The organism is Winogradskyella immobilis, from assembly GCF_021887715.1.
Classification (GTDB): domain Bacteria; phylum Bacteroidota; class Bacteroidia; order Flavobacteriales; family Flavobacteriaceae; genus Winogradskyella; species Winogradskyella immobilis.
The window spans coordinates 1-13,398 of sequence record NZ_JAIQXX010000016.1 but is presented as its reverse complement, the minus strand read 5'-3'; the positions used below and the strand labels follow the sequence as shown (position 1 = coordinate 13,398).

At 30.2% G+C, this 13,398-nt stretch carries 11 protein-coding genes and 1 tRNA gene; 3 read left to right on the top strand and 9 right to left on the bottom strand.

Going from position 1 to position 13,398, the window contains the following annotated elements:
• The first annotated feature begins 97 nt into the window (after positions 1-97).
• A complete protein-coding gene (locus K8Z87_RS11050) occupies positions 98-2,572 on the top strand; it encodes a TonB-dependent receptor (RefSeq protein WP_227477624.1) in 2,475 nt (824 codons plus the stop codon).
• A 504-nt stretch (positions 2,573-3,076) separates the two neighbouring features.
• Here K8Z87_RS11050 and K8Z87_RS11045 read toward each other — a convergent pair.
• Positions 3,077-4,081: a 3-oxoacyl-ACP synthase III family protein gene (locus K8Z87_RS11045; RefSeq protein WP_227477623.1), complete on the bottom strand. Its 1,005-nt coding sequence runs from the start codon at positions 4,079-4,081 to the stop codon at positions 3,077-3,079.
• 294 nt (positions 4,082-4,375) lie between these two features.
• Here K8Z87_RS11045 and htpG point away from each other — a divergent pair, with 294 nt between their 5' ends.
• Both htpG and K8Z87_RS11035 read left to right on the top strand, forming a co-directional pair.
• Complete coding sequence (htpG, locus tag K8Z87_RS11040; RefSeq protein WP_227477622.1) at positions 4,376-6,286, top strand: molecular chaperone HtpG; 1,911 nt, start codon at positions 4,376-4,378, stop codon at positions 6,284-6,286.
• Between the two features lie 163 nt (positions 6,287-6,449).
• Positions 6,450-7,025, top strand: coding sequence for a Crp/Fnr family transcriptional regulator (locus K8Z87_RS11035; RefSeq protein WP_227477621.1), 576 nt, complete (start codon positions 6,450-6,452; stop codon positions 7,023-7,025).
• Positions 7,026-7,529: 504 nt separating this feature from the next.
• Here the strand turns inward: K8Z87_RS11035 and K8Z87_RS11030 are convergent.
• The 8 genes from K8Z87_RS11030 to K8Z87_RS10995 all read right to left on the bottom strand — a co-directional run.
• Positions 7,530-7,603, bottom strand: a tRNA-Thr gene (locus K8Z87_RS11030).
• A gap of 15 nt (positions 7,604-7,618) precedes the next feature.
• Entirely contained in the window at positions 7,619-7,888 is a 270-nt protein-coding gene (locus tag K8Z87_RS11025) for a hypothetical protein (protein WP_227477620.1), read from the bottom strand.
• Between the two features lie 72 nt (positions 7,889-7,960).
• On the bottom strand, positions 7,961-8,932 hold the full coding sequence (locus K8Z87_RS11020; protein ID WP_227477619.1) for a type I phosphomannose isomerase catalytic subunit: 972 nt from the start codon (positions 8,930-8,932) through the stop codon (positions 7,961-7,963).
• Positions 8,933-8,934: 2 nt separating this feature from the next.
• Positions 8,935-9,345, bottom strand: coding sequence for a 6-pyruvoyl trahydropterin synthase family protein (locus tag K8Z87_RS11015; protein WP_227477618.1), 411 nt, complete (start codon positions 9,343-9,345; stop codon positions 8,935-8,937).
• Positions 9,345-9,869 carry an isopentenyl-diphosphate Delta-isomerase gene (idi, locus tag K8Z87_RS11010; RefSeq protein ID WP_227477617.1) on the bottom strand — a complete coding sequence of 175 codons (525 nt, stop codon included), beginning with the start codon at positions 9,867-9,869 and terminating at the stop codon, positions 9,345-9,347. The genes K8Z87_RS11015 and idi overlap by 1 nt, the downstream gene beginning before the upstream one ends.
• 81 nt (positions 9,870-9,950) lie before the next feature.
• Positions 9,951-11,915 carry an OmpA family protein gene (locus K8Z87_RS11005; RefSeq protein WP_227477616.1) on the bottom strand — a complete coding sequence of 655 codons (1,965 nt, stop codon included), beginning with the start codon at positions 11,913-11,915 and terminating at the stop codon, positions 9,951-9,953.
• Positions 11,916-11,934: 19 nt separating this feature from the next.
• Entirely contained in the window at positions 11,935-12,864 is a 930-nt protein-coding gene (locus K8Z87_RS11000; protein ID WP_227477615.1) for a PorP/SprF family type IX secretion system membrane protein, read from the bottom strand.
• Positions 12,865-12,912: 48 nt separating this feature from the next.
• Positions 12,913-13,398 (bottom strand): gliding motility-associated C-terminal domain-containing protein (locus K8Z87_RS10995; RefSeq protein WP_227477614.1); only part of this gene is annotated, 486 nt, incomplete at its 5' end.

The window sequence follows — 13,398 nt, the reverse complement described above, 5'->3', positions numbered from 1 at the left end:
AGATGTTAAAGGGTTTAATAAAAAGTAACATCATACAAAAGTAGTCGTCTATATTTTAATTACTATCATCAAATCAATCAAAAAACAATCACAATCAATGAAACATTTACTTGTTATGTTTGCTATGCTAATTTCTTTAGCAGCATTTCCCCAACCCAATTCAAATTCAGAAATCAAAAATGGTTCCATCTCTGGAAGAGTTATGGACGCAGAATTAAACCAACCACTTCCTTATGTTAATGTTGTAATTAAAGACAATGCTGGCAAAATAATTACTGGAGGCATTACTTCTGAAGACGGAAAATTTAAAATTGAAAAAGTCCCAGAAGGCACTGTTAGTGTAGAGATACAATACATTGGTTATAAAACTATTGCTAAATCAGTTACACTAGCCAAAGGCAATTATAATCCTAATATTGGTGATATTATGCTAACAGAAGATGCCGAAAGCTTAGATGAAGTTACGGTAGTAGCTGAAGTCTCCACTATTCAGCAAAAAGTAGACAGAAAAGTTATTAATGTTGGTAAAGATTTAACAACATCAGGACCAACAGCATCGGATATTATGAACAATATTCCGTCTGTTAATGTAGATCAACAAACTGGAGCTATTGCATTACGAGGTAATCAAAACGTACAAGTAATGGTTGATGGAAAATTATCAAATATTCCTGCAGCACAATTGCTTAAGCAAATTCCTTCCACATCTATTAAGCAAATTGAATTAATAACTAATCCTTCTGCAAAATACAATCCTGAAGGCATGAGTGGTATTATCAATATTATTCTACATAAAAACACCATGGTAGGATTTAATGGAAATTTTAATGTAGGACTTACTCGCGAGATAGAGCCTAAATTTAATAGTTCATTGGATCTAAATTATAGAAGTGGAAAATTTAATTTCTATGGCAGTTATGGCAATAATATATCAGACAACATCCAAACCGTAGATTTAGAACAAATTGATACTGGGTTAAATCAATCTCTAAATGTTTTAGACGATCAAAATTCGCATTTATTTAAAGTGGGTGTCGATTATTACATCAATGATAAGAATACAGTCTCTTTCTTTACAAACCAAAATATTTTTGATGGTGGAGCTGGTGTAAATACTCTATTAACTTTTGATAATGCACCTAACAATAATCAAAATCAGTTTATAAATAATGAAAACTCTAATGATAGCCAACAATATAACTTTAACTACAAATTAGATTTTGATGATGAAGGTCATAATATAGAGTTAGAAGTTGATCATAATATTTTTGATAGCTCCATTTTTTCTGACAATTTATTTTCAGGAGCTAATACACGTCCAAATTTTGAAGAAAATACCGGTATAGACCGTAACAGAACAACCATAAACTTAGATTATGTAAATCCGTTATCTGATAAAGCAAAATTAGAATTAGGGCTACAAGCCCGTTTATTTGAAAACACTATTAATTACAATTCTGATGCGCGTGTAAGAAATGAGTTTGGAGATTTTATTCCTACATCTACTGCTTTTGATTATACTAGAGATATTTTTTCTGCTTATGCTAGCTACGGTAAAGCTTTAGACAAGTGGTCATATCAATTAGGGCTTAGAGCTGAATTTGTTGATGTGAATGCATTAGCTATAGATACGGATTTAATAAATAATAGTGCTACGGATTTCCCATTTGAAAATGATTATTTTCAAATATACCCATCTGCATTTTTAACGTATAATCCATCTGAAAAAAATTCATACCAATTTAGTTTTAGTAGACGTGTAGATCGCCCAGGTGTTGGGCAGGTAAATCCTATTCCTGAATTTAATACTGCTTTGATTTCTCAATTTGGCAATCCTGAACTAGAACCTCAATTTACTAATTCTGTTGAAGTTAATTACACTCGTAAATTAAAAAAAGGTAGTCTTACAGGAGGTGTTTTCTATAGACTTATAGAAGATGAAATTAATCAAGGTGTATTTGTAGATCGATCTAATTTAGGTTCTGGACGCGTCATTTTAACTAATGATAATTTTGATAACACTTCAGCTTACGGTATAGAAATTTCTAGTAACTATAGACCAACTAAATGGTGGAGTATTAATGCAAGTTTCGATTTATTTGCTAGACAACAAACGGGTATTGCTGAAACATTAGACCAGAGTATAACAAACCCAACCATAGATGATATTAGTATTAACGAAACAGAAGTTGACAATATCATATACAACTTTAGAGTATTTAATAATTTTAGAGTAAACAAGAGTTTATCACTATCTGCATTTGCATTATATAGAGGGCCAGATACTGGATTAAATTTTGAAATAGACCCTATTTATTTTGTCAATCTTGGTTTGAGATATAATTTCTTACAAGATGATAGAGCGACGTTTAGTCTAAACTTTAATAATGTTTTTGATACACAAGAAATATCTATTGAGAGTCGTCGTCCTTTTAGACAAAATGTAGAAGTCGATAGAGAATTCAGCACCATTTTTGCTGGGTTATCTTACCGATTTGGAGGTGGAAAATACCGAGCTAAATCTCGTAAAAGGCGTGATAACGATGAAAAATCTGGAGGAGGATTTATATAAAAAAAATATAATTTAATAGTCGACATAAATAGTTGATGGTTAGTGTTAATGTTAGACTATTAAATAAGAAAACCCGAAGTTTTTTCTTCGGGTTTTTATTTGGCATATTATTTGATAATTTTTATATCGTAATGAAAAAGAATTGATTACGACTTATGCTATAACTAATTATAGTTTACAATTATTTGAGTTAGTCTTCAAGATAAAAAAACTAAAATTAATATATAGTAAGAGTCCAAAGGTTGTCCGCCTTTGGACTCTTTTGTGTTAATATCACGTTAAATCTAAAATCCTTTGCAATAAAAATAGAATTGTTACGTCTACATAGTAGATAAGTTTTAAGTAATAAGTGTTATAAAATTTATTTTATAACCGTAGTGTTAGTTAAAGTTGGTTAATAGCTGAAAAAGTCGGAACTCTAAAATTCCGACTTTTTTTATATTATTATCTCTCATCCCAAAATAAGAAGTACACTACCTCTTTTTTAGGTCTTTTATACATTAGTTACCATTTTATAATAGCACTTGCCCAAGTAAATCCACTGCCAAAAGCAGCTAACACCACATTATCACCTTCTTTAATTTTACCTTCTTCCCAAGCTTCAGTTAAAGCAATAATAACAGATGCTGCTGTTGTATTACCGTATTTCATAATGTTATTAAACACCTGATCATCCCTTAAACTAAATTTCTTTTGAATAAACTGAGCTATTCTTAAGTTAGCCTGATGAGGAATGAGCATATCAATATCTTCGCGTTGCAAGCCGTTTTGTATTAAACCTTCCATAATCACTTCACTAAAACGTACTACTGCATTTTTAAATACAAAAGTGCCATCCATGTATGGAAAATAGGATATATCTTCATCTCCTGCTTCAATAATTTCTGGTACCCAATGCGAAATACTAGGTGAAGCTACTGTGAGTTTATCTGCATATTTACCTTCACTATGCAAGTGCGTAGACAAAATACCTTTAGAATTATCTTCTTCTCTACTTAAAACTGCAGCTCCTGCTCCATCACCAAAAATAACAGTAACTCCACGACCTCTTGTACTCTTGTCTAATCCGTTACTATGATATTCAGCACCAATAACTAAAATATTTTTATACATGCCTGTTTTAATAAACTGATCTGCTACAGAAATAGCATATACAAAACCAGAACATTGATTACGTATATCTAATGCTCCAACAGTTGGCATATCTAATAAGTCTTGTATTTGCACACCACAACCTGGAAAATAATAATCAGGACTTAAGGTAGCAAACACTATAAAATCGATATCATCTTTTGTTAAGCCAGCACGTTCTATTGCAATTTTTGAAGCTTTCGCTCCCATTACCGCAGAAGTATCTTCTGTTCCTTCTTTTATCCAACGGCGTTCTTTTATACCTGTACGTTCTTGTATCCACTCATCATTAGTATCCATAATTTTAGATAGATCATCATTAGTTACTACATTATCTGGAAGGTACTTTCCTAAACCTATTATTTTTGAATTATACATAAAAAAATGATTGTTATAATCGCTCTTATTCAGAGGTTTTCATTATTATATTATAGTTATTAAATATATGACAAATTTAGTCAATCTTTACTCTATTTAATTACAACGCATAAAACCATTTTTATAGAGTATTATAAACTTTAACAAATGAGTAATTTATTTTTTTATAAAAGTTGGTGTCAGTTTGTCATATTTACTGAATTGGCATTTTTGTTGCCTATCTCTCATCAAGACAATTAAAACAAAAAACTAAACAGTTTTCCACAGACGTGGAAATATTTAATACATTAAATTATGACAAAAGGAAGTATTAATGTGTCGGTAGAGAATATCTTTCCGCTTATTAAAAAATTCTTATACAGTGATCACGAAATCTTTCTACGTGAACTTATTAGTAATGGCACTGATGCCACACTAAAGTTAAAACACTTAGCTAGCATTGGAGAATCTAAATCTGAATATGGAAATCCACAAATTGAGATTAAAATAGATAAGGACGCTAAAAAGCTTCATATTATTGATCAAGGTATTGGTATGACAGCTGAAGAGGTTGAAAAATATATTAACCAAGTAGCGTTTTCTGGAGCTGAAGAATTTTTAGATCAGTATAAAGATTCTGCAAAAGATTCTGGTATTATAGGTCATTTTGGTTTAGGTTTCTATTCTGCATTTATGGTAGCAGAAAAAGTAGAAATTATCACTAAGTCGCATACTGGAGCTCCTGCTGCTCATTGGACTTGTGATGGTTCTCCAGAATTTACATTAGTTGAAGCTGATAAAGAAGATAGAGGAACAGAAATTATTCTTCATATTGCTGAAGATTCTACAGAGTTTTTAGAAGACACTAGAATCCGAGAGTTACTAAACAAGTATAATAAGTTTATGCCTATTCCAATTAAATTTGGAACTAAAGAAATTAACGATCCTGAGTTTACGCCAAAGACAACTAAAGATAAAGATGGTAAAGAAACTACAGAACCTCATAAGCAAATTACAGTTGATGATATTATCAATAACCCTAATCCGGCTTGGACAAAACAACCAACAGAATTAGAAGACCAAAACTATAAAGACTTTTATAGAGAATTGTATCCAATGCAATTTGAAGAGCCTTTATTCAATATTCATTTAAATGTAGATTATCCGTTCAACTTAACAGGAATCTTGTATTTCCCTAAGATGACGAATGATATGAATATGCAAAAGGATAAAATTCAACTTTATCAAAATCAAGTTTTTGTTACTGATAATGTAGAAGGTATTGTTCCTGAGTTTTTAACGATGTTACGTGGTGTTATTGATTCTCCAGATATTCCGTTAAACGTATCTCGTAGTTACTTACAAGCTGATGGTAATGTAAAAAAAATATCTTCTTACATTACACGTAAGGTCGCTGATAAATTAAGATCATTATTTAACTCTAATCGTGAAGATTTTGAAGCTAAATGGGATGATATTAAAATTGTTATTGAATATGGAATGCTTTCTGAAGAAAAATTCTTTGAAAAAGCTGATGCATTTGCGTTATACCCAACAGTAGATGGTACGTATTACACTTATGAAGAATTATATAATAAGATAAAGGCCAATCAAACGGATAAAGATGATAAGCTGGTTATATTATATGCCTCTAACAAAGATGAACAACATAGTTATATCGAAGCTGCAAAAACCAAAGGTTACGAAGTTTTACTATTAGATTCGCCTATTGTAAGTCATTTAATTCAGAAATTAGAAACTAGTAAAGAGAAGATTTCATTTACTCGTGTCGATGGAGATCATATTGACAACCTTATTAAAAAAGAGGATACTGCGATTTCTAAACTAACAGAAGAACAAAAAACTGAATTAGATACACTTTTAAAAGAAGTTATTCCTTCTGAAAAGTTTACAGTTCAGTTAGAAGCTATGGATAGTGAAGCTTCACCGTTTATGATAACACAGCCAGAATTTATGCGCCGTATGAAAGAGATGCAAGCTACTGGCGGTGGTGGTATGAATATGTTTGGTAATATGCCAGAGATGTACAATTTGGTGGTTAACACTAATTCTAGTTTAGTTAATGATATTTTAGAAACTAAAACAAAGAAGAAACAAGAACGTTTAATTAATCAAAGTTTAGACTTAGCACGTTTATCTCAAGGTTTATTAAAAGGTGAAGAACTCACTAGTTTTATTAAACGTAGCTATGATATGATTAAATAGGTAATAGATAATTCCTAATTCTTAAAAATTTAAACCATCATAATCTTTATGATGGTTTTTCTTATATAAAAATGCTTATAAACAATTATTTAAGAGGTTATAACCGTTTTTTATAACTTATTAAAAATTTTAACTTAACTTAAGTTCACCAATTAATTTCAAAGTGCATTTCGACAATTCCAAAATCAAAGAAATATTTAAAGATCTTGTATTTACAAATGAGGAAATAAAGATTATTGAATCCGTTTTTAATAAAGTTAATGTAAATAAAGGTACTATTCTGCTTAATACAAATGATATTGTCAATGAACAATATTACATACTAGAAGGTTGCTTAAGATCTTACTATGTGGATTCAAATGGTAAGGAGTACACTTTACAATTTGGAATTAAAGATTGGTGGATTAGCGATTATACTGCTTTCTTTTCCTCATCTAAAGCAAATATGACTATCGAGGTTATTCAAGATGCCACACTTTATAAAATCACAAAAGAAAACAAGGATTATTTATACAAACAAATCCCTAAAATAGATCGTTTTTTTAGAATAAAACTTGAGCGTGCATTTGCTGCATTTCAAAAAAGAATATTATCTAATCTCTCACAATCTGCAACCGAGCGTTATCTTAGTTTTATTAAAACTTATCCTAATATCGAAAAAAACATAAAAAACTATCATATAGCATCATACTTAGGCATTACTACAGAAAGCTTAAGTAGAATACGAAAAGAAATATAAGACAATTCTATTTATTAACATATGGTAATTTTTTAATGCAATAATAGTTTTAGTTTTGTATCACCAAAAAGATTTTAAGATGTTACATCTTATGGTTATTAGCACTAAAGCGTAAGTTCATAGAACTTACGCTTTTTTTTTTAGAATCACACCGCACCAAATTTTGCACATAGCATTAGTATAAATCATTCTATTTTAACTTTTACAATGGGTAAAACACAACCATTAACACATAAAAAAACTCTAACTATTTTATATAGTTAGAGTTAAATATTTTAGAGCCGATGGAGGACTTACTTCAACTACGCTCAGTATAAACTTCTCGTCCCTTTTTGATTAAATTTAGATTAAAATCTAAAATTCATTTCAATTATCATTTCAAATTTAAAAGAGCCGATGGAGGGACTTACTTCGACTACGCTCAGTATAAACTTCTCGTCCCTTTTTGATTAAATTTAGATTAAAATTTAAAATTCATTTCAATTACCATTTCAAATTTAAAAGAGCCGATGGAGGGACTCGAACCCACGACCTGCTGATTACAAATCAGCTGCTCTAGCCAGCTGAGCTACATCGGCAAAAATAATCTAAGATTATCCTAATTTATTAATTTTATCTATTAATGCTCTTCCTTTAGATTCTAATTCTGCATTAATCCCTTTAAAATGTGCTTTTTTATTTTCTACACTTCTGTCATTTACTTTTGTGATTAACTCATCAAACGTAGATATAGCCTCATCTATAATAGCATCACTTTCTTTAGTTGGTTTTTCTGCATGCGATAATTCCCAAACATAAACAGCTTCAATAATATCTCCTAATACGTAGTTTATATCTTTTTTTAAATCTCTTTTATTCGCCATAATATCTTCAATTTATTTGTAGCAAAAGTACTAAATCATTTTCTTCTTTAATTAAAATATTTAAAGAAGATATTAAACATAAACTTCTAACAATTTTGCATTACCAGCACTTAATTTGTAATTTTTTATTGCTGCTGGAAGTAATAGTGTTTCGCCCTTTTTTATAACTTCAATTCCGCTACTGGTTTTTACTTCTACTTCACCATCAACACACATATATATTATAAATGAATCTTGTGTATTCTCTTTTTCTAGCACTGTATTCAGCTCTAAATAATTGGTTGTAAAATATGGACAATTAACCATTTTATTAGAAACATTCTTGTTCTTAGAATAAGATACACTAAAGTTATCTTCCATTTCAAAATCTATAGCATCTATAGCTAGATCGTTATGCAGTTCACGCTCATTACCATTAGCATCTACACGATCCCAATCGTATACACGATAAGTAATATCACTGGTTTGTTGTATCTCTGCAAGCATAACTCCAGCACCTATGGCATGCACACGACCAACTTCAATAAAATAAGTGTCCCCAGGTTTTACTTTATTGAAATTTAATATTTCAGTTAATCTTTTATCTTGTAAATGTCTTAAATAGATTTCTGGTGTTACTTTCTGATTAAAACCAACAATTAAATTAGAATTTTCATCAGCCTGCATTACATACCACATCTCTGTTTTTCCAAAACAATTATGTCTTTTCGCGGCGAGTTTATCATTAGGGTGTAATTGAATACTTAAATCGTATTTAGCATCAATGAATTTAATAAGTAAAGGAAATCTTTCTCCATATTGCTTATAATTTTTATCCCCTAATAAATCTGCTTTATAATCTACCAATAATTGTTGAAGCGACTGTCCTTTAAATACACCATTAGTCACTATTGAAATGTCTCCTTCTACATCACTAATCTCCCAGCTCTCACCCACATTATGTGAATCTAAAGTTTTGTTTAAATGTGTTTTTAGTTTTTGGCCTCCCCAGATTTTATCTTTTAAAATAGGCTGGAACTTTAGTGGGTATAAGATATTAGACATGTTTATTCTCCTGAATATTTTACAAAATTTCTTGGTGTTTCGTATAACGTAATTTCTAAATCGAGTTTTGAGTCTAATTTAGCTTTCAATTTATTGTAAATAATTACGACTATATTTTCTGCAGTAGGGTTTAGGTCTTTAAATTCTGGGACTTCTAGATTTAAATTTTTATGATCAAAAGCATCTTCAACTTCAGATTTAATAAGGTCTTTCAATACTTTAATATCTATAACGTAACCTGTTTCTGGGTCAATATCTCCTGTTACACTAGCTATTAATTCGTAATTATGACCATGAAAATTAGGGTTATTACATTTACCAAAAACAGCATTATTCTTCTCAGCATTCCAATCTTTTCTATATAATCTATGTGCTGCATTGAAATGCGCGCGCCTACTAACGGTTACTTTCATTATTGATTGACGTTTATATATTTATAAAACTTTTCAAATATAATTTTAAACCAGGCAGTATATAGCTCTGGTTTTAATTCTATATCTTTTTTTACATTTTCTAAAGACATCCATTTCCATGCTTCAACTTCTTCTTTATTTATCTCTGGTGCATTCTCATAATATCCTATCATAATATGATCTAGTTCATGCTCTGTCAACCCATTATCAAAAGGAGCTTTGTATATAAAAGAAGTGGTTTCTTTAAGTTCTGTAACAAAACCCATTTCTTCTAGTAAACGGCGTTTACCTGCTTTTATATTTGTTTCTCCATTACGCTGATGACTACAACATGTATTCGTCCATAAGCCTGGAGAATGGTATTTATGCATGGCACGCTGCTGGAGCATTAGCTCGTTATTTTCATTAAAAATAAATACAGAAAATGCGCGATGCAAAACAGCTTTTTCGTGCGCTTCGAGTTTAGGCATTAATCCAATCTGATTATCATTTTTGTCAACTAAAATGACTTGTTCTTCTTTCATAATGTAAAAATACTACTTAAGGTATAATAAAAAAAGCATCTATAGTTATAGATGCTTTTTTAAACAGTGTTTATTTGTTAATTAATTTTCTATAACAATAAATTCACTTCTACGGTTTAGTTGATGCTCTTCCTTAGTACATTTTACTCCATTTTTGCATTTATTCTTAAGTTGAGTTTCACCATATCCTTTACCTGTAATTCTATCTATTGAAATTTTTCCTGCTGTTAGAATATAATCTTTAGTTGATTTATTTCTTCGTTCTGAAAGCGCTAAGTTATAAGCATCTCTTCCTCGACTATCTGTGTGAGATCTAACATCAATTTTTATTGTAGGATGCTCTTTCATAAAGGCAATTATTTTTTTCAATTCTATTTCTGCATCCGAACGTATAAATGATTTATCATAATCAAAATAGATAGGTTTTAAATCTAATAACTCAAATAAATCTGTCCCTATTTCAACTACAGGTTTTTCTGGTTGAAGATTTAAAATTATTTCAAGTTCTTCTGATGTATTAGTTGGGCCATAAGTATATACTTTTTTGTCTTCAATAAAAGATGTTTTGCTTCCTCTAATTGAATATTTTGTTTCTTCACTACAGTCTATATCATAACTAAATGCTCCATTTGTATCTGACTTAAAATCTGTAACTGGCTTTCCTTCTATTGAGATATAGACATCGGCATTAGCTATAGATTCTCCTGTAGCTCCATTTTTTACGACACCTCTTATTTGTGTTTTACAATTTTCTACTAATGGTTTTATTTCTTTAAATCTATATATATCGTCATTACCAATCCCTCCATGTCTATTAGACGTAAAATAGCCATTGTTATTTTGGTCTATTATAAATGCGAAGTCATCCTTTTCACTATTCAATGGTTTACCAACATTATAGATGTTCTCGGCATCTGGCTTATTAATATCTGTACATATAAAAACATCTAAACCACCCAAACCGATATGTCCATCTGATGCAAAATATAACTTCCCTGATTTATCAATAAAAGGAAAAGTATCTCTACCTTCAGTATTTATCTGACTTCCTAAATTTTGGGGTTTACTAAAACTACCATCTTCGTTAATATCAACTACAAAAATATCGCTTAATCCATATGTACCAGGCATATCTGAAGCAAAATACAAATGCTTTCCATCACTAGACAATGTCGGATGCGCTATAGAATAATCCGAGCTATTATATGGGAATTCTTTAATATTACCCCATTCTCCATTTACTTTATTAGCAATGTAAAGTTTAAGTCTAACTATATCTAAACTATCTTTAATGTATGTATTAGACACTTCATCATAACTATTTCTTGTAAAATACATTGTATTACCATCTTGAGTAAAAGCTACTGTAGATTCATTAAGTTTTTTATTAAAATCTCCGTTGAATTTTTCTACAGTATCAAAATCTCCTTTTAATCCTTGCTTTACTTTATACAACTCTAAAAAAGAAGTACCAGTCCATGCGTGTTTTCTTTTAATAGCAGAGCCCTGGTTTCGATTAGAAGAAAACACAATCTCTTCACCATTGAATGCTGGTGCAAACTCAGAATATTCAGTATTAAATGAAACAAGTTCTACTTCATACCTATTAGACTGTATTTCTATTTTTTTTAGATATTCAGGGTCATATTTAAATTCATTTCCTCTAGAATCCTTAACATTTAATTCTGCTAATTTAGACATCCAAATATCAGATTCATCATACTTTTTAATCCCTTTTAAAGCTTGAGCATATCTAAAATAATATTCACCACTAAGAGTTGGCAAATAAGATTCTGTAAGACGCTTATACCATATTACTGCATTTTCCATATCCGCATTCTCATAATAAGAATCTGCTAAATTGGCAAACAAATTAATTGATTCTTCTCCTTTATCTATTGCTTTTTTATAAATTTCAATGGCATCATTAAAAGCATAGTTATAAAACTGCTTATCTCCTTTCTTGGTAAATTTTCCAACTTGAGCTTGGACTAAAAAGCTATAAGCGAAAATATTTATTATCATTAATAATTTTATAGTCTTCATACTTTATATAATTATTAGTTTAAAAGAATCTTGGTGAAATGATTCCTCCTTTATTTGACTTAAATTCAAATCTTAAAAAGATTTCGTGAGAACCATCATTGAATCTTCTTAAAGCATTAGTATCTCTATCATAAGAATAACCGATTGTTAATGCATCTGAAATTTGAAATGAAACTAACCCACTTATAGCTGCATCTAATCTGTAATTGATTCCTGCAGAAAATTTTTCATTAAACAATAAACTTCCTGATATATCAAGGCCTATAGGAGCACCACTTACTGCTCGGAGTAATGTAGCCGGTTTTAATTTTATATCATCAGTGATATCAAATACATATCCTGCTATAATATTATGTGTGACTCTGTCTCTTGCTAAAAATGAAGAGTTATTACTTCCTTCACCATCAAAAAATCTAGTTTGCAATAATGTTGGTGTAGAATATCCTATATAAAACTTATCTGTATAATAATATATCCCAGCTCCTATATTAGGAGAAAAATTATTTTCAACATTATTAGCACTTGAAAAATCATCACCAAAGCCATCCTCAGGATTCAATCTAGCAAAATCTACATTGAACAATTGAAATCCACCTCTGATACCAAATGCTAATTTCCCTTTTGAAGATGTGTTTATAGTATAAGAAAAGTCTATATCTACAAAGGTCTCATCTATAATAAAAATATTATCTCTTATAATTGACACGCCTAATCCCAACTTCTCATTCCTTAACGGACTATTAGCTGAAAATGAGAATGTACGAGGTGTACCATCTAATCCTAATTGCTGATCTCTATAAACTGCTATTAAACTTAATGCGTCTCTAGATCCTGCATAAGCTGGATTAATATTAATTGTATTATATACATATTGAGTAAATTGCGCATCTTGTTGTGCATATGTCGGAAATGCAAACAAAATTACAAATAGGAATAAAAAATTTTTCATCGTTTTTCTTTTATCTAATTACTATAGATTTTTTTTATCTTAATATGACTATCTTCTAATATATAGAGGTCCTGCCCTTCTAATGGTTTCACCATTTCGTTCATATGTCACTATATAATAATATACTCCTGATGGTAATTCGCTATTTGCATTAATAGTAGATCTTCCATTAGATCTTCCTCTAAAAAATGGTCCTAAATGATATGCATTTTGATTAAATACTTCTACTTGTAGTCTATTAAATATTCTAACATTATTATTTGGGAAATTCTCAAGACCTCTAACTGTAAATGTATCATTAACTCCATCTCCATCAGGTGTAATTCCGTCAAAAATCTCTATATCTTCCTGATCATCTTCTAATATTATTGTAACTGTTGGATCATCTGGATCTCCATCTCCATCTGGATCTACATCCGTCGAATCTGTTGGATCATCCGAATCATCACTAACTGGATCCCCATTTGGATCGTCTCCTTCTGCTGTCGCTTGGTTCATTACAAAGCCTGCATCTATATCATCTTGATCTAATGT